At 46.6% G+C, this 25,461-nt stretch carries 31 protein-coding genes; 13 read left to right on the top strand and 18 right to left on the bottom strand.

Annotated features, from left to right (window positions below; genetic code table 11):
- The first annotated feature begins 31 nt into the window (after positions 1-31).
- From acpP to HMY34_RS19730, 8 genes are all read left to right on the top strand, one after another.
- Complete coding sequence (gene acpP / locus HMY34_RS19765) at positions 32-271, top strand: acyl carrier protein (RefSeq protein ID WP_093066552.1); 240 nt, start codon at positions 32-34, stop codon at positions 269-271.
- Positions 272-342: 71 nt separating this feature from the next.
- A complete protein-coding gene (fabF, locus tag HMY34_RS19760) occupies positions 343-1,587 on the top strand; it encodes a beta-ketoacyl-ACP synthase II (protein WP_202717116.1) in 1,245 nt (414 codons plus the stop codon).
- Positions 1,588-2,952 (top strand): aminodeoxychorismate synthase component I, encoded by a 1,365-nt coding sequence (locus HMY34_RS19755; RefSeq protein WP_202717115.1) that lies wholly within the window; start codon positions 1,588-1,590, stop codon positions 2,950-2,952.
- Positions 2,939-3,748, top strand: a complete 810-nt coding sequence (gene pabC, locus HMY34_RS19750) for an aminodeoxychorismate lyase (protein WP_202717114.1) — start codon at positions 2,939-2,941, stop codon at positions 3,746-3,748. The genes HMY34_RS19755 and pabC overlap by 14 nt, the downstream gene beginning before the upstream one ends.
- Entirely contained in the window at positions 3,745-4,785 is a 1,041-nt protein-coding gene (gene mltG / locus HMY34_RS19745) for an endolytic transglycosylase MltG (RefSeq protein ID WP_202717113.1), read from the top strand. The genes pabC and mltG overlap by 4 nt, the downstream gene beginning before the upstream one ends.
- Positions 4,782-5,417, top strand: a complete 636-nt coding sequence (tmk, locus tag HMY34_RS19740; protein ID WP_202717112.1) for a dTMP kinase — start codon at positions 4,782-4,784, stop codon at positions 5,415-5,417. Before mltG ends, tmk begins: the two co-directional genes overlap by 4 nt.
- Positions 5,414-6,364, top strand: a complete 951-nt coding sequence (gene holB, locus HMY34_RS19735) for a DNA polymerase III subunit delta' (RefSeq protein ID WP_202717111.1) — start codon at positions 5,414-5,416, stop codon at positions 6,362-6,364. Before tmk ends, holB begins: the two co-directional genes overlap by 4 nt.
- 32 nt (positions 6,365-6,396) lie before the next feature.
- Entirely contained in the window at positions 6,397-6,777 is a 381-nt protein-coding gene (locus HMY34_RS19730; protein ID WP_202717110.1) for a PilZ domain-containing protein, read from the top strand.
- A 271-nt stretch (positions 6,778-7,048) separates the two neighbouring features.
- Here HMY34_RS19730 and HMY34_RS19725 read toward each other — a convergent pair whose 3' ends face one another.
- The 13 genes from HMY34_RS19725 to HMY34_RS19670 all read right to left on the bottom strand — a co-directional run bounded on the left by HMY34_RS19725 (position 7,049) and on the right by HMY34_RS19670 (position 15,041).
- Positions 7,049-7,414: a hypothetical protein gene (locus HMY34_RS19725; protein ID WP_202717109.1), complete on the bottom strand. Its 366-nt coding sequence runs from the start codon at positions 7,412-7,414 to the stop codon at positions 7,049-7,051.
- A gap of 246 nt (positions 7,415-7,660) precedes the next feature.
- The gene (locus HMY34_RS19720; protein ID WP_202717108.1) at positions 7,661-8,827 is read right to left on the bottom strand and encodes a zonular occludens toxin domain-containing protein; all 1,167 of its coding nucleotides are present in this window, start codon (positions 8,825-8,827) and stop codon (positions 7,661-7,663) included.
- Between the two features lie 399 nt (positions 8,828-9,226).
- The gene (locus HMY34_RS19715) at positions 9,227-9,580 is read right to left on the bottom strand and encodes a hypothetical protein (protein WP_202717107.1); all 354 of its coding nucleotides are present in this window, start codon (positions 9,578-9,580) and stop codon (positions 9,227-9,229) included.
- A gap of 107 nt (positions 9,581-9,687) precedes the next feature.
- Positions 9,688-9,999 carry a DNA-binding protein gene (locus tag HMY34_RS19710; protein ID WP_202717106.1) on the bottom strand — a complete coding sequence of 104 codons (312 nt, stop codon included), beginning with the start codon at positions 9,997-9,999 and terminating at the stop codon, positions 9,688-9,690.
- A 38-nt stretch (positions 10,000-10,037) separates the two neighbouring features.
- Positions 10,038-10,409: a hypothetical protein gene (locus HMY34_RS19705; protein WP_202717105.1), complete on the bottom strand. Its 372-nt coding sequence runs from the start codon at positions 10,407-10,409 to the stop codon at positions 10,038-10,040.
- Positions 10,410-12,014: a hypothetical protein gene (locus HMY34_RS19700; protein WP_202717104.1), complete on the bottom strand. Its 1,605-nt coding sequence runs from the start codon at positions 12,012-12,014 to the stop codon at positions 10,410-10,412.
- A 67-nt stretch (positions 12,015-12,081) separates the two neighbouring features.
- Complete coding sequence (locus HMY34_RS20435; protein ID WP_266096941.1) at positions 12,082-12,207, bottom strand: hypothetical protein; 126 nt, start codon at positions 12,205-12,207, stop codon at positions 12,082-12,084.
- Positions 12,208-12,210: 3 nt separating this feature from the next.
- Positions 12,211-12,351, bottom strand: a complete 141-nt coding sequence (locus HMY34_RS19695; RefSeq protein WP_202717103.1) for a hypothetical protein — start codon at positions 12,349-12,351, stop codon at positions 12,211-12,213.
- The gene (locus HMY34_RS19690) at positions 12,352-12,504 is read right to left on the bottom strand and encodes a hypothetical protein (protein ID WP_202717102.1); all 153 of its coding nucleotides are present in this window, start codon (positions 12,502-12,504) and stop codon (positions 12,352-12,354) included. It abuts the gene before it with no gap.
- Between the two features lie 12 nt (positions 12,505-12,516).
- Positions 12,517-12,885: a hypothetical protein gene (locus HMY34_RS19685; protein WP_202717101.1), complete on the bottom strand. Its 369-nt coding sequence runs from the start codon at positions 12,883-12,885 to the stop codon at positions 12,517-12,519.
- Positions 12,886-12,898: 13 nt separating this feature from the next.
- Positions 12,899-14,020 (bottom strand): phage/plasmid replication protein, II/X family, encoded by a 1,122-nt coding sequence (locus HMY34_RS19680; protein WP_202717100.1) that lies wholly within the window; start codon positions 14,018-14,020, stop codon positions 12,899-12,901.
- 66 nt (positions 14,021-14,086) lie between these two features.
- Positions 14,087-14,401 (bottom strand): hypothetical protein, encoded by a 315-nt coding sequence (locus HMY34_RS19675; RefSeq protein ID WP_202717099.1) that lies wholly within the window; start codon positions 14,399-14,401, stop codon positions 14,087-14,089.
- A 175-nt stretch (positions 14,402-14,576) separates the two neighbouring features.
- A complete protein-coding gene (locus HMY34_RS19670) occupies positions 14,577-15,041 on the bottom strand; it encodes a hypothetical protein (RefSeq protein ID WP_202717098.1) in 465 nt (154 codons plus the stop codon).
- Between the two features lie 150 nt (positions 15,042-15,191).
- Between HMY34_RS19670 and HMY34_RS19665 the strand changes: the two genes are divergently transcribed.
- Positions 15,192-15,602 (top strand): helix-turn-helix domain-containing protein, encoded by a 411-nt coding sequence (locus tag HMY34_RS19665; RefSeq protein ID WP_202717097.1) that lies wholly within the window; start codon positions 15,192-15,194, stop codon positions 15,600-15,602.
- Positions 15,603-15,658: 56 nt separating this feature from the next.
- On the opposite strand, the gene HMY34_RS19660 is transcribed toward HMY34_RS19665, so the two are convergent.
- Both HMY34_RS19660 and HMY34_RS19655 read right to left on the bottom strand, forming a co-directional pair.
- Complete coding sequence (locus HMY34_RS19660) at positions 15,659-16,078, bottom strand: hypothetical protein (RefSeq protein ID WP_202717096.1); 420 nt, start codon at positions 16,076-16,078, stop codon at positions 15,659-15,661.
- A 12-nt stretch (positions 16,079-16,090) separates the two neighbouring features.
- Complete coding sequence (locus tag HMY34_RS19655) at positions 16,091-16,930, bottom strand: SDR family oxidoreductase (RefSeq protein ID WP_202717095.1); 840 nt, start codon at positions 16,928-16,930, stop codon at positions 16,091-16,093.
- A gap of 113 nt (positions 16,931-17,043) precedes the next feature.
- Here HMY34_RS19655 and HMY34_RS19650 point away from each other — a divergent pair, with 113 nt between their 5' ends.
- From HMY34_RS19650 to aspS, 4 genes are all read left to right on the top strand, one after another.
- The gene (locus HMY34_RS19650) at positions 17,044-17,301 is read left to right on the top strand and encodes an FmdB family zinc ribbon protein (RefSeq protein WP_202717094.1); all 258 of its coding nucleotides are present in this window, start codon (positions 17,044-17,046) and stop codon (positions 17,299-17,301) included.
- Positions 17,302-17,453: 152 nt separating this feature from the next.
- Complete coding sequence (locus HMY34_RS19645; RefSeq protein WP_202717093.1) at positions 17,454-18,119, top strand: outer membrane beta-barrel protein; 666 nt, start codon at positions 17,454-17,456, stop codon at positions 18,117-18,119.
- Positions 18,120-18,177: 58 nt separating this feature from the next.
- The gene (locus HMY34_RS19640; RefSeq protein ID WP_202717092.1) at positions 18,178-18,741 is read left to right on the top strand and encodes an outer membrane beta-barrel protein; all 564 of its coding nucleotides are present in this window, start codon (positions 18,178-18,180) and stop codon (positions 18,739-18,741) included.
- A gap of 129 nt (positions 18,742-18,870) precedes the next feature.
- Positions 18,871-20,640 carry an aspartate--tRNA ligase gene (gene aspS, locus HMY34_RS19635; protein WP_202717091.1) on the top strand — a complete coding sequence of 590 codons (1,770 nt, stop codon included), beginning with the start codon at positions 18,871-18,873 and terminating at the stop codon, positions 20,638-20,640.
- A 67-nt stretch (positions 20,641-20,707) separates the two neighbouring features.
- On the opposite strand, the gene HMY34_RS19630 is transcribed toward aspS, so the two are convergent.
- The 3 genes from HMY34_RS19630 to rlmKL form a co-directional block, all read right to left on the bottom strand.
- Positions 20,708-21,652, bottom strand: a complete 945-nt coding sequence (locus tag HMY34_RS19630) for a site-specific integrase (protein ID WP_202717090.1) — start codon at positions 21,650-21,652, stop codon at positions 20,708-20,710.
- Positions 21,653-21,819: 167 nt separating this feature from the next.
- Positions 21,820-23,115: a helix-turn-helix domain-containing protein gene (locus HMY34_RS19625; protein WP_202717089.1), complete on the bottom strand. Its 1,296-nt coding sequence runs from the start codon at positions 23,113-23,115 to the stop codon at positions 21,820-21,822.
- A 181-nt stretch (positions 23,116-23,296) separates the two neighbouring features.
- Positions 23,297-25,438, bottom strand: coding sequence for a bifunctional 23S rRNA (guanine(2069)-N(7))-methyltransferase RlmK/23S rRNA (guanine(2445)-N(2))-methyltransferase RlmL (gene rlmKL / locus HMY34_RS19620; RefSeq protein WP_228287931.1), 2,142 nt, complete (start codon positions 25,436-25,438; stop codon positions 23,297-23,299).
- Between the last annotated feature and the right edge of the window lie 23 nt (positions 25,439-25,461).

Below are 25,461 nucleotides of genomic sequence, written 5' to 3'. Positions count from 1 at the left end.
AATACTTTTTATTTACGAGGAATACAAAACCATGAGCGATATAGAAGAGCGCGTCAAGAAAATCGTTGTTGAACAATTAGGCGTTGATGAAGCTGAAGTGAAAAATTCATCTTCTTTCATTGACGATCTGGGCGCGGATTCTCTGGACACCGTTGAACTGGTTATGGCACTGGAAGAAGAATTCGGTGCTGAAATCCCTGATGAAGACGCAGAAAAGATCACCACTGTGCAAGCAGCCATTGATTACATCAAGGCTCAGCCACAAAAGTAAGTTCTTGCTTGATAAACCGCAGCTTAGAGTTGCGGTTTATCTGTGTATCACGATGAGATAGGGGCATAAGTTTGTCTAAACGACGTGTAGTAGTAACAGGTCTGGGTATTGTTTCACCTGTGGGTTCCAAGCTGGAAACAGCATGGGACAATATCAAAGCTGGTCGCAGCGGGATTAACCGTATTAGTCCTGACCTGTTCGATGCCAGTGCTTTCAGTGTGCAAATTGCTGGTAACGTCAAAGGCTTCAATGCTGACGATTACATCAAGCCCAAAGACCAGAAAAAAATGGATAAATTTATCCATTACGGCATCGGTGCGGGCGTTGAGGCGATTCGCGACTCTGGTTTAGAAGTCACCGAAGAAAATGCGGAACGCATTGGTGTGCTGATGGGATCAGGGATTGGTGGATTGGATACCATTGAGCGCAATTATGCGACTTTCCTCAATGGTGGGGCGCGGAAGATTTCCCCTTTCTTCGTGCCTGCTAGTATTATCAATATGGTGGCGGGTAATCTTTCCATCATGTTTGGCTTGAAGGGGCCGAATATGTCTATCGTGTCGGCGTGTGCTACTGCTACTCACAGTATCGGTGATGCAGCTCGCATGATTTCCTACGGCGATGCGGATGTCATGGTTGCCGGTGGTGCTGAAATGGGTTCAACCCCATTAGGTATCGGTGGTTTTGCCGCCGCTCGCGCATTGTCTACCCGCAATGATGACCCTGAAGCGGCCAGTCGCCCGTGGGATAAGGATCGTGACGGTTTCGTACTCGGTGATGGTGCTGGCGTTTTGGTACTGGAAGAGTACGAATTTGCGAAAAAACGCGGCGCACGGATTTACTGCGAGTTGGTAGGTTACGGCATGAGCAGCGATGCTTACCACATGACCACGCCATCTGAAGGCGGTGAAGGTGCAGCACGCTGCATGGTGAATGCCATGAAAGATGCGGGCTTGAATACGACGGATATTGATTACGTCAACGCACACGGTACATCAACACCGGCTGGTGATAAAGCGGAAACAATGGCGGTAAAACGTGCCTTGGGTGATCATGCTTACAACGTTGCGGTCAGTTCTACCAAGTCGATGACGGGGCATTTGCTGGGTGCTGCGGGTGGTATTGAAGCGGTATTTAGCGTATTGGCTATCCGTGATCAGATTCTGCCGCCGACGATCAATATGGATAACCAAGATCCTGAGTGCGATTTGGACTACGTGCCAAACGTTGCCCGCGAAACCGCTGTCACGGTTGCCATGAGCAACTCGTTTGGCTTTGGTGGCACGAACGGAACCTTGATTTTCAAGAAAATCTAATTGCATACGCAAACCTTCAAGGGCGAGTACGATTTACTCGCCCTGCATCAACAAAATCCCGCCCGTTATCCTTTCCTGCTGGAAAGTGTCGCTACATCCCCACTGTCCCGTTACAGCTTGCTGTTTGCGTTTCCGCAGGAAAGCATTCGTCTGGATGATTTGGCGGAGAGCAGTTTTTGTGAGCGGCTGGATACTGCGTGGAGAAAAGAAACCCCTCCTAACCGCCCAGCCGCTATTCGCGGCGCTTCCGCCCCCTTATCAGGGGAGGAACAAGAGATGCCGTTCCGAGGAGGGTGGTTTCTTTATCTTGGTTATGAATTGGTTGGGCAATTGGAGCCTACTTTGCAATTGCCGGATACGCCAGCAAGTTTACCGATTGCGTTGGCAGTACGTATTCCAGCGGCGGTGATCGTGGATCATTTACGCACTGAGACAATCGTTGTCGCTGAACATGAATTTGCCGAAGCCTTTGCTGAAATAAAAACAGATATGGCAGCAACGAACGTAGAGACGCAAAATTTTGCGTCTCTACAGGTGCAAATTGCTGAAGATTTGCCTGAACAATTTACCGCAGGAGTTGAATGCATCCGCGAATACATTGCGGCAGGTGATGTGTTTCAGGTGAATTTATCGCGTGCATGGCGTAGCGACATACAGTCAGAACATTCTGCTGCTGACATTTACCGCTTGCTACGTAAAACCAACCCAGCACCGTTTGCCTGTCTTGCCGATTTTGGCGAATTTGCGATCATTAGTTCTTCGCCAGAACGTTTGGTGCGGGTGCAAGCGGGTAGGGTGGATACACGCCCGATTGCGGGTACACGCCCACGCGGTGCTGACCCCGAACGTGATCAAGCTTTGTTAGAAGAGCTGATTGCACACCCCAAAGAACGCGCCGAACACATTATGCTGATTGACTTAGAGCGCAACGATTTGGGGCGCATTTGTGAATACGGCACGGTCAATGTTGACGAATTAATGGTGGTGGAAAGCTATCAACACGTCCACCACATTGTCTCCAATATTCAGGGGACATTGCGGGAAGGCATAACACCGGGGCAAATAATCCGCGCAGTTTTCCCCGGTGGCACGATTACCGGTTGCCCCAAGGTACGTTGCATGGAAATCATTGCCGAACTGGAACAGGTTGGCAGAGGCGCTTACACCGGCTCGGTCGGCTATCTGAATCACAACGGCGATATGGATTTGAATATTCTGATTCGCACCATGACGCTGCAAGGCAAACAGTTACAATTTCGCACGGGCGCTGGCATCGTGATGGATTCGGTTGCCCCCAACGAACTCAAGGAAACCCGCCATAAAGCGCGGGGTTTATTGCGGGCGCTCGGTCATGATATGGGTTAACGGCGACATCGCTACGCATTTGCCCGTCACTGATCGAGGTTTGCTGTACGGTGATGGCGTTTGGGAAACCATCGGTGTACAACAGGGCAAGCCACAATTACTCGACTGGCATTTGCAACGCCTCAGTGCCGGTTTGCAAGCGTTGAACATCCGCTTTCCCAATCTTGAGGCATTCCGTGCGGAAATACTGGCTGCTTGTGTTGCGCAAGAACGTGTGGCCCTCAAATTAATCGTCACGCGCGGCAGTGGGCAACGGGGTTACAGCCCAGCAACTACGACTGAACCAACCCGTATTCTGCAATTATCCCATTGGGCAGACTACCCAGCCAGTTACGCCGAGCAAGGTATCCGTTTAACTTTGTGTGAAACCCGTTTGGCACATCAACCGCGTTTAGCCGGTTTCAAACACCTGAATCGCTTGGAACAAGTGTTGGCAAGAGCTGAATTCGGCAGCAATTATCAGGAAGGGCTGGTCTGCGATTATCCCGGCAATGTCATCGAAGGCACGATGAGTAACCTGTTTGTAATGCGTGCCGATGGCTCAGTATGTACTCCTGACTTAACACAATGCGGTATTGCGGGCGTAATGCGGCGATATATTATCCAAACGCTTGAGAAATTCGGCAGTCAATGCCACATTCATCCCTTAACGCTGAAAGACGTTGAACAGGCGCACGCACTCTTCATGACCAATTCCCTGATTGGTTTATGGCCTGTACGCGAATTTTCCGGCAAACAGTACACCCTACCGCCATTGCTTAGGGATTTGCAGGCGGCAATAAACACACTAGCATGAAACTGTTATTCAAATTAATCAGCCTTTTACTCATTACCGCGATTGCTACCGTTGGATTTCTAGCTTGGTATCAGTACCAACGTTTTCAAGAAACGCCGCTGGCAGTCACGCCAGAAAATGCCCTATTTGAAATCAAACCGGGCAGCAACATCCGCCAAGTTGCCAAACAATTAGTAGATAAAAAGCTGATCGAAAACGAACTATTGTTTTTCGCCCATGCACGGATCACCGACAAAGCGGCGCAAATCAAAGCAGGGGAATACCAACTGGAAGCTGGTATGCTACCCGATGAAGTGCTGCAAAAATTTGTGTCGGGTCAGGTATTGCAATACCAATTGACTATTTTGGAAGGCAAAACTTTCAGAGATATTTTAGTCGATATACGTAAACATCCTAATATCGAACAAACACTGGGTAATGCAGATGGACAGACGATTATGCGTGAATTGGGTGCGCCCGAAGGCATGTCGCCAGAAGGGTGGTTTTATCCCGATACCTACAGTTTTCCGCGCAAAACCAGCGATGTAGCTTTTTTGCAGCGCAGCTATAAAGCGATGCAAACTTATTTGCAAACTGCATGGGAAGGGCGCGAACCACACCCGCATATTAAAACCCCTTACGAAGCGCTAATTTTGGCGTCTATTGTAGAAAAAGAAACCGGATTGCCGGAAGAGCGTCCGTTAGTAGCCAAAGTGTTCTTGAACCGTCTTGAAAAAGGCATGTTGTTGCAAACCGATCCTACGGTGATTTACGGCATGGGCGATAAATACGATGGCAATATCCGCAAGACCGATCTGCAAACTGATACGCCCTATAACACCTATACCCGTGCTGGTTTGACGCCAACGCCGATTGCCACACCCAGTAAGGCGGCGATTGATGCCGTGATGCACCCGGCTGGCAATCCCAACGTTTTGTATTTTGTGGCGACCACGCCGGGTGGTGCGTCGCATTTTTCCGAGACGTTGGATGAACACAACCAAGCCGTGCGTCAATACATCATTAATCGTAATAAAATCAAGGAACAACAACCATGAATCGCGGTGTTTTTATTACGTTAGAAGGCGGCGAAGGCGCGGGAAAAAGCACTAACGTGCCGTGGATAGCTGACTATTTGCGTTCCCACGGTAAAACAGTATTAGTGACCCGCGAACCGGGCGGCACGGAAGTCGCAGAGGCGATTCGTGAAGTGTTGTTATCCCCTGAATTACCGGGTATGAATGCGGATACTGAATTATTGTTAATGTTTGCGGCGCGAAATGAACACCTGCAAACTAAAATTTTGCCTGCTCTAGCGCGGGGTGAGTGGGTGATTTGCGACCGTTTTACGGATGCAACTTATGCTTATCAGGGCTATGGGCGCGGCATTGCTCTATCACGAATTGCAGCGTTAGAACAATGGGTGCAAGGCGATGTACGCCCGGATTACGTGATTTTGTTTGATCTTGATGTGGCAACTGGCATGGCGAGAGCGCAGGCGCGTGGTCGTGCAGATCGGTTTGAACAAGAACATGCGGTGTTTTTTGAGCGTATTCGTGATGGCTATTTGCAAAGGGCAGGGCAGATGCCAGCGCGTTACCCTATCATTCAAGCCGCGCAAGCGCGTGTAAACGTCAAAGAGCAATTACAGCAAGTGTTAGCGCGCATTATTGCTGAGAAAAGCGTGTGAGCGTGTATCCTTGGCACTTACCGATATGGCAGCGTTTAGAGCAGGCGAAAGCGGATAATCACCTACACCATGCACTCTTGTTTAGCGGGGAAGAGGGGTGTGGAAATGAAGCATTTCTTGAGGCGTTCGCCAACAGTCTATTGTGTTTAAAACCTGCCGATGATGGCAGTGCTTGCGGGCAATGCCGTAGTTGTCAGGTGTTGATCTCACAAGCACACCCGGATTTCATGGCGGTGAAATTATTAGACGATAAGCAGTCTATTCTGATAGATCAAATTCGTGAACTTAACTACTTTTTGGGCTTGAGCCGTAGTTACAGCTTGCGTCGGGTTGTCATTATTCAACCTGCTGAACGTATGAATATTAATGCGGCCAATAGCTTGCTGAAATCATTAGAAGAACCGGCGGCTGATACGCATATTTTGTTGTTGACCGAACATCCGGCGTTATTATTGCCGACAATTCGGAGCCGTTGCCAATCCGTTCGGTTATTTCTACCGACACATCAACAAGCACTCGCATGGTTGCAACAACATAGCTTACAACATTCGGTTGAGTCATTATTGGAAACCGCTTTGGGTAGGCCACTGGCTGCATTAGCCTTGGATTCTACGGATACGCTAAATCATCGCACTCAGTGGTTAGCGCATTTAATCCAATGTTTACAGGGGCAGGGGAATATCACTGATATTTCAACACAATGGGAAAAATTCGACAAAGTACAGTTGTTGGATTGGCAATTCACTTGGTTAAAAATACTGTTAAAACAACAGGCTGGCGATAAAAATACGCCGATAAGTCCTGAGCTGCGCGACTTGTGTGCGGTATTGAATCAGCAGCGCTTATTCAGTATGCACGATAAGTTACTTGAGCTTAAGAAATTATCCACTCATCCTCTTAACCCCCGTTTGTTCGTTGAATCCATGCTAATATTATGGCAAGCATAACATTAGTTGTTTTAGAGAAAAGCTTAGATTAAATGGACGATACTCAGCAGGCGCACCACAAACATTCCAGAGGGGAAGGCAATCCCGCCAGCCTGTCGATGGCTATTGCCGAAAAATCAGCATTACACGCCAGTTATATGCCATTCATTAAAGATGGCGGACTATTTGTGCCAACGACTGAAAAATTCGGCTTGCATGATGAAGTAGTGCTGCACCTGCGCTTGGTCGAAGATGGTAAGAAACTGTTGATTCCGGGGCGGGTTGTGTGGATCTCACCAGGAATTGGGCAACGTGGTACTAGCCCTGGCGTTGGTTTACAATTTACAGGGGAACACCGTTTTCGTGTGAAACAGTTTATTGAAGAAATGCTGGGTGATCTTTTAAAGCAACCTGCATCGAATCCTGCATATTAATACCTGCTAGAATTCCCATTTACCTCTCTACCCTTACCTACACCTACATAACACTTATATTATGTCAAATTGACATAATATGTATTATGCGCAATTGCATAAGAGTGACAAGAAGGGCATGGAAGCGCCTTTTTGGAAAAAACCATGGACAAAAAGCCGAAAACGATCAAGAGAAACTGGAATCGTATCCCCACCCCTTGGGACGGTTGGGGATGGTACGATAACCTCTATTTAGTAGACCCTAACGGCAACCGGTACACGCCGGAGATGATTAGGGAGTCTGCTCTAACGTTGGAACTGGCGCACCAGTTAAGAGGCTCACAGCTCCAAGTATATTCGCTAAAGGCTGAGCTAAAACGGAGATTGGCAACGCCACCTCCTCAAATCGTGATTCAATGGGACGGTCAGGAAACCAGACTCGAACCACCACATTGGAAGTTAAAATTTTAACTTCCCACATTACCCCCCTTTCACTAGCAGACACGGGCTTGTATTCGATCGCTTGAACGGGTTCTCTGTTGATGATTTTCTTAGCTTCGGGATGTTCGGTTTTTGTTCTAAGCATGGCAACACCGGAGGCGTAAGCGCGGGCTAAGTTGTTCTGATATTCAGGGCTGAATGGTAAATTATTAGGCATGTTTTAACCTTTATTGTTGGGGTTTGGATGAGTCTAACAGACCGTGTTCAGGGGTAAATTACCTCCCGTCTTTTGCTGGATTTATACGCATTTTGGGGTTGATATTCCCATCCATGGGACTAAGTGCCTGTGTTACAAGGTACAGGCACAAAAACCCCCACCCCCTACCCTTCACCCCCCTGCCTCACGTTGGGGGGGTTCGGGCAGTGGGCGGAGGTTGTGCGAAGATTGAGCACAGAAAAAGGGTCATTGTGTGACGAGATTGGAGGCGGGCATACCTGAGTAACTTTTGAGGTTTGGTGCAGGTTGTTGCTGTTCACCAGTGGGGAGCATATCGGTGATAGTGGGCATGGCGAACGGTTCGATAGATGGGTCATTAGGGGTTTGTTTAGTGGCTTGGGGTTGGTCGGCTTGCATGAATATCATGACCTGCTCTTGAGTCTTGGGGTCAATGAGTAAAGCAGAACCCGCAGAAATAGAGCGGTAGTGAATGCCGAGCTGACGGAGTTCTTCAGGGGTGAAAAATGCCGTGCGGTAGGAAAAACGGGTTATGTTGTGGCCTGCGAGTTCGCCTTGTGAGATTAGCACGAAGTCGGATAGCTTCATGGATGCGGATTTATAGAGGGGTATATCGAGCACAGGGGTTTTATTGGTGGTTGTGCTGGTAGAGGTAGCATTTGAGGGTGTTGATGGCTTAGAGGCGATTCTAGGCTGTTCTGTGGTGGTTTGTTGAGGTTGTGGGGATTCGTCGGAAGCTAACCAGCCCATAATCATATAGATCATGAAACCGAAGAGGCAAACGAGAGCGATACCGGAGAGGATAATCTGACCTTTTAGGCGGTTCATGGCGTTGGTTGGGCGTTGATGGCCTGAGTCGACCGATGATGAAGTATAGGCGTCAAAGAGCTGTGAGGTACGTTTAAACGAATCTTTACCGATGAGTTCCCATGTGGTGGGGTCTAATCGTCTAATTCGTTGATCACCTGTTAAGCCCATGACTTTGGATACTTGTATTATTTCATGTAGTAGTCCGTATACACGAGAGTTTAGGCTTCTATGGCTTTGGGTGATTAAGTCGACGTTTGCCCCATAGTGGCGATGGTATTCTAAAAAGAAAAACATCTGTTGTTGTGTGTTTCTATTCATCCCAGTGGATGAATAGAAACGTTGGGCTTCATCTAATACCATGTAAATCTTTCTACCGTCTAAAGATTTTGCGAAACTTTCCCAGTCTCTTTCTAAGATGAATTTAGTGATACCCTCTTGTGTTTGAGAATCAATGAATTCGTCAGCATAACGGAATCCGTCAATATTGGTTATGAGAAAATCCCCTCTTTCTTTAGCTTCAAGAAGATTTTTTACTGCATAGAGTGTTTTACCCGAACCCGGAACACCAGTGATTACACGTAACATTAGATTTCACCATTTTCTAAGAAGTGTTTGTTAATTAAGTATATTGTTCGTTCTGGTCGGGTTTTAATGTAAAGGTAGACCAGAAGCAAACAGGATAAAAATCCAATAGCAAAGATGATGATATTCATGATTAACCTTATATGATTGATGCAAATTTAAGGGTTATTAAAATGGGTATTGATAACATATTTGCGAATGCAAATAAAACATAACAGTATACGAAAAGCAAACTGTGATTTTCAGGGTTAAAGAGTATTCTAGGGTATTGCCAATAAACATAATAAAAACTTGATAAATACCAAAGCCATAATAAATACATCATGTTTTAAGAACCTTTTTTGTGTTTAATGATTAATATTAGACATATTATGTAGATAATAAGTCCTAGTGAACCAATGATTATTTCAATGTTAATTGTTTAATCTCCTTTTTAAATGTTGGTTTTAAAGTTTTTTGTTTCGTATAAATCTTGTAACTGTTAATTGTAAATTCATTATAGTGTTTGAGTTTGTTAGATGATGATTTAATACTTCGTGTTCGTGTGTTTTTGTTTGGCGGTTTAAATAGAGTTAGCGGGTATTTGCTTTTTGTGTTTTTAGTTACCGGATTTTTTTGTAGTGGTAAAGCTAAAGCTTCATACCAATAGCGGGCAGCGTTAAGCGTGCGTGAGGGTTTTTCAGGGCGGAGGGGGCTTGTTTTGGGTGTTGGTGAAGGTGCAAGCGCCGGATACTTTTCTTGGGTGTTACCTACCATCACAGCCCATGCCGTGGGTGTTGAGGGGCATTGTAGCGGGCTTAGCCCGTATTCCGCCGGTTTAAGATCGCGGGTGTTACATTGCCACACGTCGCGGCTTGCAGCCCTTAGCGGGCTATGCAGCGGGCGACACATGGCAACAGCGGGAGGGTTCCCCCTCCCTCCTCTCTTTTTATCATTCGGTGGGTTCTGCCTTTTTCTTGGGGTTTGTTCAGGCGCTTGGTAATGTTGTCGGGTGCAGGTTCACGGGATGGGGTAATAAGGGCTTGTTGCTTGGCTTTCCATTCTTTGAGCGCTTCATTGATCGTTGTATAACTTCCGCCGCCTACAGCTTTACGGACGGCGGCAAGTGTCGGTGATTCGCCAGTTAAGGCGATGAGGTCAGCGGCTTGTTGGATTTGGTCTTTAGTGAGTGCCATGTTGTAACGTCATTTGTAGTATGTAGTAGATTATACAATTAGGTTAAGGCACGGAATACGTTCAAATTAAAGACAACGCGCAAGAGCGAACCTGATACATAAGCGTTAATGTATACCAAAAAAATGTCATCAAGGCGGATAGCTTGGATCAGAGAGCCAACGCTTTGAAAGGTGACGCTTGGGGCAAAGGCGGGTGAATCTTCGAGGTATTCGAGAAGCCATTCGAGCGCGTCTATTTCGGTGCTGATGTAATAAGAAAGCGCCAACGCAATGATTAGACCTATCAAGAGTTTTGTAAAGAGCTTGCCCAAGAGCGTGGACATGAACCAGCCGCCAGCGGTGAATAACCACATACCAAAGCGGCGCAGTAATAAGCCGAGACCCCAGCCGAAAACAACAGGTAAAGCCATTTAAACCCCCGCCGCCGTGAATACACGGATAAATATGATCATTGCCGAAAAGTTCGCGAATAAGAATAGAATGTTACCTAAATATTCCAACTGAGGCAGAAAGGGGCAAAAGTCGAGTTCTTGGGAGCTATCCATATAGACAACGTTACCCAGTGAGCAAGCGCCAGAATATTCAATCTCAGGGGTGAGGTAGGCGATAAACGCCTCTTTGAGTTGAGGGATAAGGCCGGATAAGCGCTGAGCGTTTTCTAGGTTAGATTCTTCGATACTTTCCTGTAATTGCTCATGAATGCCGTCCATATCAATAGAAACCTCATCACTAGGGAGGGATTCATCAAAGGAATCAACGTCTATATTCATGTTGTTGTTTAAATCCCTGATTGCATCAATAACGCCGCCCATATCAACATCATCGCCATCACCCGTGCCACCTGTTCCACCTGTTCCACCAGTGCCGCCCGTTCCACCTGTTCCACCTGTTCCACCTGTTCCACCTGTTCCACCTGTTCCACCTGTTCCACCTGTTCCACCTGTTCCACCCGTGCCGCCAGTTCCAGCGCCGCCGTTATAGTTGGTTATGTTGGTTACTGTGGAGGGTTGCCCCTGATCGTTGAGAGTTGTAACGGAGTGGGTAACGGTAGAGCCGCCCGTATTGTTATTAACGACGGTCGTGGTTGTGGTTGTGATGTTTGAAACGTTATTAACCTCTGTGACTGTGGTGGTTGTGGTGTTATTGGTGGAATCGTTAGTGGTGGTGGTTGTAGTTGTGGTGTCACCGTTAACAACAGTGGTAGAGCCACCGCCGCCAGTACCGCCGCCCGTACCGCCAGTATCACCGCCGCCCGTATCACCGCCGCCCGTACCACCCGTATCACCGCCACCCGTACCGCCAGTATCACCGCCGCCCGTACCACCCGTATCACCGCCGCCCGTACCAGAAGTAACGCAAGAACAAACGACAGGATTACCCGAACACATAGCAACAGAACCAGCAGGACAAGAACCACCAGAGGGAGAATCACCAGATGCAACGCAATAAGTCACATCATTTAGTTGAGCAGTAGAGCCGCCGCATTCACAACTACCATTAACAACTTCCATAAACCCAGATTCTGGAATCTCACAAGGAGGCGGAGGCGGTTCCTCACAAACACCAAAGCCATTGAAAACTTTATCAGCCGGACAATCACAAGAATCATCGTTATTATTGCCGGAGAGATCACCGTATAAGGAAGTAGAGCAATCATCGGGAGGGTCGTCTTGAATACATTTAAGCAAAACTTGACTAAATGAAGAACCAGCAGGACAAGTTCCGTAACAATTAAACTCTCCAAAGTTAGAAAGATCAGAAACACGACGACAATTATATATGACAGGATTAGGATAACCCCAAGAAGATGGACCCGGACGAAGAGAATTAGGAGTGACTTGATATAAACCAGAAGTTCCGCAATGAGGAGCAGGATTAGAAACCCCAGAAAATTTACAGACAAAATCGGCAGAATAAGCGCTAGGCGCGAACACCAAGAGCAACGCCCATAATGAAAGCCCACGCAAGCAAGCAACCGATGATAAATTCAACCATTTAAAAAAACCTTTTAACATTGAAAACCCCTTTAAAGATTCTTTTAAATGGTTCTGGCCTGTTTTATTAGACCAGAACCGCCAACAATTAAGAGCGGTTAACCGTCTTAATCGCTTTACGCAACGGAATCAGCAGCGCCAAAGCCGTTACCACCGTAACCCCGAAAGACAAGACGGGGCCAAGTTCAATATCCACATCTGCTAAACCTGTCATGGTTTATACCTCGTATAGAATGATTAACATAAAACCGCCCACGATGAAGAGAGCGGTAAGAGCACCGAGCATATAATCAAACGCGGCAAGAGAGCCGGAAAGACCATATAGCGCTTGGTTCAGTTGGCTAATGAGTTCTTCCATTTAGCCATCCTCACCGGCAAAGCGGGTGATTTTAACCGCCGCTATTATCACGAGCATTGCCGGAAAGAGTTGGGACAAGATGGAAACCATACCGTTGAAGCCATCAACGAATGATTGACAGTTAGCAGGAACGGTACAGGTTAATATATCCATCTGGTCTAATCCTTATTGCTTAGGTAGCGCCGAAGACGCGGGCATAGGTTGAGTAACAGGGTTAACGAGCTTGGGTGTCATGCCCTTGGGAACCCAAAAAATGGCGCTACCCTCTCGAACCATCATACCGACCGGAATGGAAACGAATTGACCTTGCAACGCGATAAACGCGCCGAAGGTGGATTCATCACGAACACCCAACAGACGGGTTTCAATGCCCGTGAACTCCTCACCATTGCGCAACTTGTGTTGAGTTTGTAACAGGTTGACCGTTAACACTTTTTGAGGTTCTTTAGCGTTAGACATGCCTTCCTTTACTTCAAAGAGTAGACCTTGCATTAATAGGTCGGGAATGCCTGCTTTTAATTGGTTAATATCCATGTTTTAAACTCCTTTATGCTGCTAATTGGTAAACGTTATGCAATTGTTCCCATGATGTAACGGGGACGGCTTGTAAGACTTTTTGGCGTAGCTGTACGATATTGCCTTTTGATATATCGGCATCGGATAAGCCAGCGTTACGCAAATGTTTAATGTTTCGATACCACGTTGTTTTAGTGGTTATCGCTTTGGATTTTTCCCAACCCTCCGATTTAATGAGACACCACAGAGAAAAAGCGGCTTTCGCTTGTGATTCGCGGGGCTTGCCTTTATCGTCAATATCGACGACTTTTAAAAGGCGGCTATATATGTCTTGATCATGCATGATTTCTGCACCTCCGATCATTCGGGAAAAATAGCTTTCCCATTCGTGTTTAAGGTCATCTGGCTGTGTTAAATGCCATTTTTGGCTAGAGCGCTCACGCCAGTATTGAGCGCCTAATTTAAGTTCAAGGCGGAGTAGTCCGCTTGCCATCTGAATTTCATAAAGTGAGTATTCACGCGCTAATGGGGTTAGCTTTTGCGTGCTTGCTTGTTTCATCTTGTGGATGAGTTCAGCGCCTTTTGCGTAGGCTTTGCCAGAGCGTAGGCGCGAACGGTGCGACCAATACACAGAGTCGCCCGCTTGTTGGGAAACACGATAACGCCCGCCTTCGCAATCTCTAAGGATGGAGAGCGCTTGACGGACGGCAGCGAGAGAGCCTAGAAACAGGTTTTCTGTGACGTCAACGCGGGTTACATCCCATAATTTTGGATTTACTGGTAAATCAACGCCCGTATGCTGGGCAATAAACCTGACCATAAGAGACTGGCAACCCACCAAATCAAGGGCAGCAGCAGCGCCAGCAGAGAAAACGTTATCACCGTCGCCAATGATACGAGCGGGAGAACCCTGTATGCGGATGTGATTCGCGGTGATTTGGAAGGCAAGCTGATGGGAGTCAGAACGGACGCTATCCCATGCGCAGGTTTCCCAGATGTGTACGCCGTCACGGGAAATTTTAACGATTTTGTCTTGTTGGGCTTGCCAGTGTCTGACTTGTTCAACATCGAAATACTCCAACGAGATTTTAAGGGAGAGCCAATCAATCAGCATTGTTAGACCCCCTGCCCTTTTTTTGGTAAATCTCTGCATAGTGGTCAGCAGCGATGAGAGCGCCAACGATAAGGCCGACGACAAACGCACCAATTACATCAGCCATCATGATTCACCCCGCGTTATTTGTTCCAGGTACAAGCGCATATCTGCATGATTTAAACGGTGAGTGGTGGCGAGGAGCTTAGAGCGCTCTTGTTCAATAGCGCGGAGTTCGGCCTCTTGTCTGGCCTGTTCCAGTTGTAGCGAACGCATCATGTTCTGACTTTGTTGGTAGGCGACTTGGACCCGTAGCAATTCGTCGATTGTTTGAGTGTTTGCGGCTTGGGGTTCGGTCTTTGCCGTGTTAATGACATAGAGCGCCAGCAAGAAACCCATGAGGACACCGAGGATGAAGATAAATAGGGGTGAAACGTTCATGATGCATACCCCGCCATTTGAGCGTTAACAAAATCCTGTATTTGAGATTCGTCCAAGTGAGCCGGTATGTCATAACAGTGATAATCGTCTGATTTTGCATAGCCGAAAGCGTTATCAAGATCGTAATCAAAGCACCAAGAGCCGTCAGGCCATACGCAAATGGTTATTAGGTCGCTCATAGCTTGCCTGCCTTCCAGAGCTTCTCTGTGAGGTCAAAAGCTGCGGCGATTTGGTCGTTTGCGGGTTTGGCATCAGGTGCGAGGTTTGGCAGTTCAGACCACCAAGGCAAATAAAGTACGCTGTCAGCGCTTGGGCTTGGGGCATTAACCAGTGACGCGAGGGAGTCTTGTTGACCGTTAAAGGGTGTATTTGGAGGTGTTTGGTCAAAATACTTGAGTAGGTTAACGTATGACGATGACAGCGAAAACGAGCGCGACCAGTTTAGGAAATGGCTGTATTCGGTGTTGATCATATCGAGCAGAACAGCGAGCTTTTCAGCGCCGTGGCGTTTTGCGTAACGATCATAGAATTCTTGCCGTTTGTACTTGTTGGGGTACGTTCTCATAACGTAACGGCCTAAACAGCGGAGCAGTAGCGAAAATTCACTATTCAGCTCTTTCGGTGTATTGTTTGTGTTCATGGTCTACTAGTCCCCCGACTATCAACTATGCTTTTAAAAACCCCCTTATGTATGGCAGGGTTGCAACCCTGCCAATGGGGGGGACTTAAGCTCACAGGTGTGAGCTTGCAATAGAAATAACTCACAGGTGTGAGTAAGTCAAGGTTTGACGTGAAAACAATAGATTTTCTTGATAAAGCCAAGGAAAAACTTGGCATTTCCAGAGATTCCGATCTAGCTAAGGCAATAAATTGCGGAACTGGAAAAATAGCGAACTACAGGACAGGTTCGAGAAAGCCAGACGTGGAAACATGCTTCAGATTAGCGGAAATTCTGAACGTAGAGCCGCAAGCGGTCATATCAGCAGTGAGGGCAGAGAGTGAGGTTGATCCAGAGAAACAACGGTTCTGGATGAATTACGCGAAGCGGTACGGGGTAGCCCTAAGCCCTTTTATCCTAGCCGGAACAATTACACTAGAAATAGCGGGATTATCCGCACCGGCGAATTCTGATTTATCAATAAAATCAGGGATTAATGATAAAACTATATTATGTATTATGCGAAATAGCGTAAGAGGGTAGCCGTACATAACACCATACCGTAGAGACGCAAAATCTTGCATCTCTACAATTCTATCTCACCGTTTGCAGATAGGTGAATCATCCGGTGTTTCAACACTGCGTACAATCGTATCCACAAAGGTATTCATTTCTTCAGTGGTAATGACCGTTAGCATCCGACTCATGACATCAGGGTCGACTTGCGCAATCGTTTGATGCCCTCCTGCTAGTTGCAAGTAAATGCCAGCGGTACTTTTATTGTCTTCATGTTCAAGACCTGCCTCTACCAGAGCTTGATCCGCTTCGCTAAGTTCATCATACAAATCGTCTAGCGTGTCCCATAGATCATCGTCCACCCCTTCGGCGATTTTCAAAACAATAGCACCCTGCACTGACTCGATTTCGCGTTCAAAATGCAAATCATGCTCGTGTAACGCCGCAATAAATTGATCGGCAATGTCTTGGGTGAAAAACAAATACTCTAATGTTTCATTCATAATATTCGCAACCTATTGATTTTCCTTGCTAGAAATGCGTAATAAAATACTATCTAACCAACGTGTCGGCAGTATCCGCCGTAAAACCCAAAAAAGGTGCGCCGGTACTGTAACTAGGTAACGTGCTTTAGGATTCGGGCTTTCCAAAGCATGAATCACTTTCGCCAACACCGCTGCCGGTGGCAAAGTAAATGGTGCTACTGGCCCTTCCTTTTCCAAGCGACGAATTGCGCCTTGATATTTGGCACGATGCACGCTTTGATCAATACTGACATGCGCTTTCAGCGACTGCAAAGCATTAGCCCTGAAACGGCTCTCAATCGGGCCGGGTTCAATCAAACACACTTTAATGTCGGTATCTGCAAGTTCCAAGCGCAAGGTGTCTGCCATACCTTCTATCGCGTATTTACTCGCATTGTATGCGCCGCGAAACGGTAAGGCGACGTAACCTAACAACGAACTGTTGTAGATAATCCGGCCTTCATTGCGTTGGCGTAACAGTGGCAAAACCATTGTCGTCAATTGATGCCAACCGAAAACATTGGTAGCAAACTGTTGTTCCATCGCCCCACGGGATAAGTCTTCCAAAGCTCCTGCTTGCCCGTAAGCGCCATTATGAAACACAGCGTACAATTCGCTGTTGGTACGCAACATGAGCTCATATACCGCATCCTGCACGCTTTCAGGGTCAGCAAGATCCAGTTGCAAGGTTTTAAATCCCTCTGCTTCCAAGCGCTCAACATCTTCCAATTTGCGTGCAGAAGCAAAGACTTGATAACCCCGTTCACGCAAACCTTTTGCCACACAGTAACCAATGCCGCTAGAACACCCGGTAATCAATACATTACGCATGTTTTCTCATTCCTTTGACCTCATGACGTGAGAATGTAGCTTGATTCATTGAATTCATGCAAGTACGCCCCTATTATCATAGCCTGCTAATATACACGGACTGGAGTCTCAATATGCCTATTTATGCTTATCAATGCAGTGCTTGTGGCCACGAAATGGAAGCCCTGCAAAAAATGTCAGATGCGCCGCTGACCGACTGCCCTGTTTGCCATGCATCCACACTCGCAAAAACCGTAACGGCGGCAGCTTTTCGGCTTGGCGGCGGTGGTTGGTATGAGACGGACTTTAAAAGCGGTAATAAAAAGAATCTAGCCAGCAACGATGCACCCTCAGCGGCTTGTGGAACAGGCGCTTGCCCTGCCTGTAAATAGGCTATTTTACCCCCTTCACTCGCTTACAGAGTGAAGGGAATCTCGCTTAAAGCCACTCATCGGAAACACCATAGCGCTCATTGCTTCTTACCTATCGACCAGAATAAAATGCTCGTGATTGCTTAATTACAACAATAAAAGGTACAAGCATTATGAATAAATCCATTCTAATAGCAGCGGCTATCGCTGCTTTTTGCAGTTCTCCTGTGTTTGCTGGCGGTTCCTTGTTCGGTGGCGACTCTTCTGATGAAGATAGTACTGGCGCTATTTATGGTGGTGCGAGTATTGGTCAATCCAGCGATGGTTCCTGCGACGCTCTTAAAGATCAAGTGGGCGCACTGCTAAATGACGTTGAATGCCCTACTCCTAGCGCTTGGAAAGTTTTTGGCGGCTATCAAATTGCCCCCAATTTAGCGGTTGAGGGCGCTTACGTTGATTTCGGCGAAGCTGCTGCTGATGGTGCTATACCTGCTGTTCTGGGTCTCAACAAGATTGCCAATCCCGCTAGTCTTACCTCACAAGCAACAGGCTTCAATGTAGCCGGTGTAGCCAGTACGCCAGTCACGGAGGAGGTTAGCGTGTTCGGTAAAGCCGGTTTAATGATGTGGGAAAAAGAAAGCGCCGCTACTATTGAAAATTTTGGCCCAAGTGCAACCACTATTACTCAAAAAACGACAACTGACGGTGTTGATTTGTCTTTGGGTGCTGGTGCTGAGTATAAAATTGATGACAACTGGGGGGTGCGAGGTGAACTTGAGCATTTCAATGGTTTAAACAACAACCTTTACTCTGTTGGCGCGACCTTCTCGACGTTTTAATCTATTGATAATCAGCCCCTTCTCGTTCAAGAAAGGGGCTTTTGTAAAGGAAACCCCCATGAAACTTGCTTACTTGATGTGTCTGATCAGCTTCAGTATTGCCCCCGCAGTTACTGTTGCTGAAGACATATTTGCGCCTACTGAAACAACACCCGGTCAATTTTATGCGGGTTTTAGCCTGCTTAAATCTGATGCTGAATGCAATTATCAAGGCGTAGCTTGTGACAGTGGCGGCTACAAATTAGCGACTGGCTACAAATTCAATGATAACTTTGCGGTTGAAGGTGGGTACTACGATCTGTTCAGCAATGACGGAAACAGTACCACAACTGGCGGGAAATCAACGGTTAATGGTTCTGGTTTGGCATTATCGACGGTGGGTTCTTACCCCATTGATAATAAGAAGTCACTTTCAGGTCGAGTCGGCTTCATGGCATGGGATGTCGAGGCTAATGAATCAGGTATTCCCGTTGCAGGCATGAATGGTACTGACATATTGCTAGGTGTCGGTGGGGGCTATAAATTGAATGATCATTGGCAATTGCGTGGGGAATATGAATACGTCGGCGGCGATTTAGAAACGAATGTCTACTCGGTAGGAACAACGCTTTCCACATTGTAACAACCTACCCCGCTTTCCTGTATCTCGCTTGCGTATAAGGCTGTCAGGGCTTAACATTCCCGCCTTTACACTGCATGTTCCCGGTTTAAATAACAAATCGGGGCAGATTGAAACCAACAGGAATAAGCAATGCGTAGCCATTATTGTGGGCAGGTGGATGAAGCCCTGCTAGATCAGCAAGTAACTTTATGTGGATGGGTCAACCGTCGCCGTGATCACGGTGGTGTTATTTTTATCGACTTACGTGACCGTGAAGGCTTGGTGCAAGTTGTATTCGACCCTGACAGAGCCGATGTTTTCCAAACTGCTGAAAGAGCGCGTAATGAATATGTGTTGCAAGTCGTTGGCAAAGTCCGTCAGCGTCCGGCTGGCACTGAAAATGCCAATTTGCGTAGTGGGCAAATTGAGATCCTAGGTCTTGAGCTGAATGTGTTAAATGCGGCTGAAACCCCACCATTCCAGCTCGACGAAGACAATGTTAATGAAGAAACGCGCCTAACTTACCGTTATATCGACCTGCGCCGCCCTGAAATGCAAAAGCGGATGCAGACTCGTGCCAAAGTCACGGGGTTCTTACGGCGCTTCCTCGAAGATAATGGCTTCCTTGACATCGAAACTCCGATGTTGACCAAAGCAACGCCTGAAGGGGCGCGTGATTACCTTGTGCCTAGCCGTACCCATCCGGGTTCATTCTTCGCTCTGCCTCAATCACCGCAATTATTCAAACAGTTGCTGATGATGTCAGGGATGGATCGTTACTACCAGTTTGCGCGTTGTTTCCGTGATGAAGACTTACGCGCTGACCGTCAGCCTGAATTCACTCAGTTGGATATTGAAACATCCTTCATGGATGACAATGCCATCATGGGCTTGATGGAAGAGATGATGCGGGCAACCTTCAAGGAAACCTTGGGTGTAGAGCTACCGAATCCCCTGCCACGTATGCCCTACTCCGAAGCCATGCATCGCTTTGGTTCTGATAAACCGGATATGCGGATTCCACTGGAATTCATTGAAGTCAGTGACTTGATGGAAAGCGTGGAATTCAAAGTCTTCTCCGCCCCAGCAAAAGACCCTAACAGCCGTGTCGTTGCCATGCGTTTACCTAAAGGCAGGGATTTGTCGCGTAAAGAAATTGACGATTACACCACTTTTGTCGGGCGTTACGGCGCAAAAGGCTTGGCGTATATCAAAGTGAATGACGCCGCTGCTGGGCGTGACGGTTTGCAATCGCCTATTCTCAAGTTCCTGCCTGATGAAACCGTTACCGGCATCATGGAACGGACTGGCGCACAAACCGGCGATTTAATCTTCTTTGGTGCTGATAAATCTCGTGTGGTTAACGATGCTTTGGGCGCATTGCGGGTAAAACTGGGGCATGATCGCGGTTTAATTGAAGGCGCTTGGGCGGCGTTGTGGGTTGTCGATTTCCCCATGTTTGAATGGGATGACAAAGACAACCGTTGGGTCGCTTTGCACCACCCATTCACTGCTCCAAAAGGCTCACCGGAAGAATTGCTGGCAAATCCGGGAGAAGCATTGTCTATCGCTTATGACATGGTATTGAATGGTACAGAAGTCGGTGGTGGTTCAGTCCGTATTCATAATATAGAAATGCAAAAGTCTGTATTTAAGTTACTAGGGATTTCTGATGAAGAAGCACAAGAGAAATTTGGTTTCTTATTGAATGCATTGAGATACGGTTGCCCTCCACACGGTGGTTTGGCATTTGGCTTGGATCGTTTGATCATGCTCATGACCGGCAGTCAGTCGATTCGTGATGTCATGGCATTCCCGAAAACACAAACAGCCGCTTGCCCATTGACGGATGCACCGGCTGAAGTCAATGCTAAGCAATTGCGTGAATTGAATATTCGGGTACAATTACCACAAAAATAATAGTTGTACTATTTGATAGTAATATATTTAGTTGCCTCTTTCACAAGAGAAGAAAGGGGCAACTTTCTCATAAAAAACTATTGCCAGCGTGATTTTTAAAAAGTTCAGCGTTTCTTACATAACCTTGTACAGTCTGTACAGATTTGTGTCGAGATATATCCATTATCTTAAACAAATTAGCACCAGCTTCAGCAGCGGTGGTGATGAATCCTGACCGTAAGCTGTGTCCACTAAACTCCTCTGCATTCAAGCCTGCTGCTTTTGCATAACGTTTTACAATATCAGCTACAGAACGGTCAGTTAACGTTTGTTTGCGAATTTTACCGTATTTGGTAATTGGTCTAAAAATAGCACCTTCAGTAAGATTTGCTGCTTTTAAATAATCTTTGAGGACACCAACAACATTCAACCGTCCATTTAAAATGGCAATGGTATGTCCTTCACCCTCTTGGTCTGTTTTTGATTTTTGTATCAAAATTTTCAAACCATCCGGTGCTTCTTCAATATCAGCAACCGTTAGCGCTACCAATTCAGAACGACGAAATGCACCCGCAAACCCTAAAATCAAAATTAACTTGTCACGCTTACCCTGTAAGGTTTGTGTATTACAGTGCGCTATCATTTGGTAAAGTTTATCAACGGTAGCCGCTGCTTTCTTGCGTGTTCGCACTCTGTTAGCGCGACGAATACCTTTTAAAGTAACACTAACCAATTTATTCGTCGTTGGCGTTTCGTACCCTGCTGCTTCATGTGCATAACGAATCGCTCCAATACGACGGTTCAACGTCGATGGTGAAATGCCTGTTTGCGCTTGACTTGCTAAAAAGTCAGCTATCGTTATTGCAGTAGCAGGAATCGCTACTAATCCGCTTTCTTCACACCACGTTACGAATATCTTGACATCAGCACGATAAGCGCGTCGTGTCGATGCGCTTGTTGCTTCAACCACAAAACGTTGAACGTTTTCACTAAGTGCACTCGAAGTTAAACCTATTGCCTGAAAATTGTTCATTAATCACCTTTTCAACTAACTTCCGAGAATAATAGTTATCAGAAGTTAAAGAATCTAGTTACATTATTTAAAATAAATAAACGTACTTACGTAAAAATATAAAAACTAATAAAATACAATAATTTAATTTCTAATTAAGTGGTTTTGTTTTTAAGTAGTTTACTTACTTAGTATCTGATGAGTTCAAAAATCGTAGCAGGCTTGCCACTACGACCATCAGAACGGTGTTTAACTGTACGTTTGATGCGTCCTTGTGTTTCTAACGACTTCAACAACGTATTCATCGCCGCTGATTTGATATTTTGCTGAAAAACGTTGACTCGGATCTGTGTTGTAGTTAGGCCGCCGTGTTTGCGTAACGCTGCGATGATTTTACCTTCATCTTCGTTTTGCTCACCTTCAAAGATGTATGCAACGCTGCCAAGACAGTAATCCCAAATATGGGTAGCGGCATGTAAATGTTTTGGCATGACTTGATCGGTACAATCCAGCAAGGCAAAAATGCAGGCGATGCGTAACACTTGCACACGCGAGCGTTCCGACATGGGTGAATTCACTTTCGCTAACGACAGCGCCAATGTTGACCATAACTCCAAGGATTCGGGCGAAAGCGTTAACTCGTTCACGTCGCTGGAAAACTGAATGGCTTTGGCGACTTCATCCGCGTAGTGCAACATTTTGACAACAGGAATACTCTCAGGAATGGCTACAATTTTCGGGCGACGTACACAGATCCATAAAATACGACTGGCTAATGCGGTGGCATATTCGCTTTGCTCCAAACGCTTCACCAACTCTTCATAGGTAATGTGACCCACGAAACACACATGCGCATCCGTGACCGTCACGCGATTGTTTTTAGTTAAAGGGGAAAAATTGCCTGTATCCCAAAAGCGACGAATTGCAGCCGAGACCGTATTACCTTCACGACGCGCTGCTTGCAGAACAGCGGCGAATTCTTCTTCGAGTATCATTAAGCGCTTATCGGGAACACCTTTGTCGGTTGGGTTGCCATCTTCATCATCCGTATCCGCCGGATCACGTACCGCCCATGCCAACCCTTCCCCGCTCGACATTGGCCCGTCCCGGTACAATATCAATGGCAAACCTAACTTACGTAATTGCACGTTTACATAGTCATGCATTAATTTTCTTACTGGGGAAGCCGCTGTGCCTTTACCACCACCGGCAGAACTCGCTGTCACACTAAAAAGACGTGGTGGCGCTTCCACATCCCCTAAACGCAATATCGCTTTGTTGCCGAAATAAGCACCCGCCCATGTTAATAGGTGAATGAGCACCCCCATGGGATCGGCCTCGGACTGCTGACAAGCATCAAAGGCAAATTTTCCGGCTATTCCGTAGTAACAACCCTCGTGAGGAATTGGAAATTCTGACGGAGCGTCTTCTACCTCAATTCCGTTCTGCGAGCCTGTTTCAGGCAATTTGACAACATTACTCATGGTGTTTCTCCGTTCAAAGTACTATTAAGTACGTAATAGTATACGCCAAAAAATACCATAAATTAACATTTAAGTTAATGTAAATTAACGTTAATTTTATTTTTACGTAAATACGTTTTAATTTTTTTAGTAAGTTACTGCACAATATAAGTGCACGTAATGAATACGTGTACTTTACACATTACTTATGACGAATTAACCAACAGCCATGAATTTTAGGATCGCGTTCAAAATCCAGTGGTAATGACTGTTTACGATAATCTTGTACAGCGTATTGGTTATCGACTTCCGCGTCCAACTTGAACTTACGGAAATTGTTGGAAAAAATCAGTGTGCCATCCGGTGACAGTACCCGCATTGCATCGTTGATCAGCGCTATATGATCACGTTGCACATCAAACGTATCTTGCATCCGCTTGGAATTACTAAACGTAGGCGGATCAAGAAAAATCAAATCGTAATATTCATCACAGTCATACAACCAGTCCAGTACATTGGCCTGAATAAAGCGGTAACGTCGATAAGGATCATGTTGCAAACCGTTCAGCTCGAAATTATCTTTCGCCCACTCTAAGTAAGTAGCCGACATATCCACGCTATCAACACGATTTGCCCCACCCACCGCAGCATGGACACTTGCCGTGCCGGTATAGCAAAACAGATTCAACACTTTCTTACCTTTGGCATGTTGCTGCAACCAATAGCGCATCGGGCGATGATCGAGGAATAATCCCGTATCCAAATAATCCGTCAAATTTACTTTAAAACGTGCGCTATGCTCAGTGACAACAAGGGATTGTTCTGCCCTGCCCTGTTTTTGATATTGGTTTTTACCTTTCTGTTGCCGACGTTGTTTCAGTACAATCTTTTTTGGGTCAACACCCAGCGATTCAGGTAAGGTGAGCAAAGCTTGTTGCAAGCGTTGTTCTGCCGCTTTTTCATCAATGGTTTTCGGTGGTGCATATTCCTGCACATGTAACCAATCTGCATAACGATCAACGGCAATCGCGTATTCGGGAATATCCATATCATAGACGCGGTATGCATCGGTATGCCCTTGCTTGATGAAACCTTTTAGCTTACGTAAATTTTTGCCAATTCGATTCGCCAAATCCTCAGCAATCCAAGCAGTTGGGCGTTCTTTCTGCAATAACTTGTCAAAAGTATAGAGCTTGGATTCGGTTTCACTGTTCAGGAAACGGTATTCTTTGCTGTAAAACAGATTAGTTAACGCAATCGGTGCCTCGTTTTCCGCGAACAATGCGCCTCGATAAGTCTCCGGCAAACTAGCCATCCACTGCCCCAATGCATCATAAATTGGGCGGAGTGCAACCACGTTGCTATCCGTAGTAAACGGCGGACTGCTAATCACCAAACCTGTTGTTGCTAATGTTGGCGCTGGCATTGCCTTTAAGTCACATTGCGTCCAACGTGCTGCCGGTAAGTCGATAGAACGCCAATCCGCTCGCGCTGCCATGACAGCCGCTGCATTACTGTCATTGCCCCAAAATTCAAAACGTTCAGCATTCGTAAAACCAGCACTACGGCGTTGCTCTGCTTCGATATATAGCTCATTCCAGAGAGTCGAGTCATGCCCTAACCAACGTTCGGCAATTGTTTGCTCCCGCAATAAACCGGGGGCAATATCCAGCGCCATTAACGCACCTTCGATGAGAAACGTACCAGCACCACACAGCGGATCAAGCAATGCGACGGTTGCAGCATCACTGGCTAACATATCCAGCCACCCTGCCCGAATCAATACCGCCGCCGCAAGATTTTCACGCATCGGAGCATGAGTATCAAGATCGCGATAGCCACGTTGATGCAAACTGTGTTGATTGAGTTCGATACCAATGCTGGCATTGCCTTTGTGTAAGTTCACCACAACGACCAGATCAGGCGTATTACTGACGCTAGGACGTACTCCGTGTTGGCTGCGGAATTGATCGCCAATCTGATCTTTAACCCATTGCGCTCCAAATTGCGTGTTGCGAATATCGTCATTCAGACCAAAGAAACGTACTTTTAGTGTTCCCTCTGGGCGCAGGTGTTGTTGCCAGTCAATGCTATCAATTAGTGCTTGTAACTCCGTCTGATCTTTGCCGAAACCGTGAGCCAGTTGCAAGGTAGCGCGTGAAGCCAGCCGACTCCACAACATTGCGCGATAGCCGAAACGCAAATCCCCAGTAGCTTGCACACCGGCGTGACCGATTTTGACTGACTCTGCCCCATAACGGGTAAGTTCATCTGCCAACAGTGGTTCGATAAATTGAGGACAGGCAAAAAACCATTGCAAAGGGGCTGAAGCGTCTGCTTGCATTGTGTTGACCGGGGTTAAAAGCA

Source organism: Thiothrix subterranea (genome assembly GCF_016772315.1).
GTDB lineage: Bacteria > Pseudomonadota > Gammaproteobacteria > Thiotrichales > Thiotrichaceae > Thiothrix > Thiothrix subterranea.
Note: the sequence above shows the minus strand (reverse complement) of the source record. Positions and strands in the feature narration are given on the sequence as shown.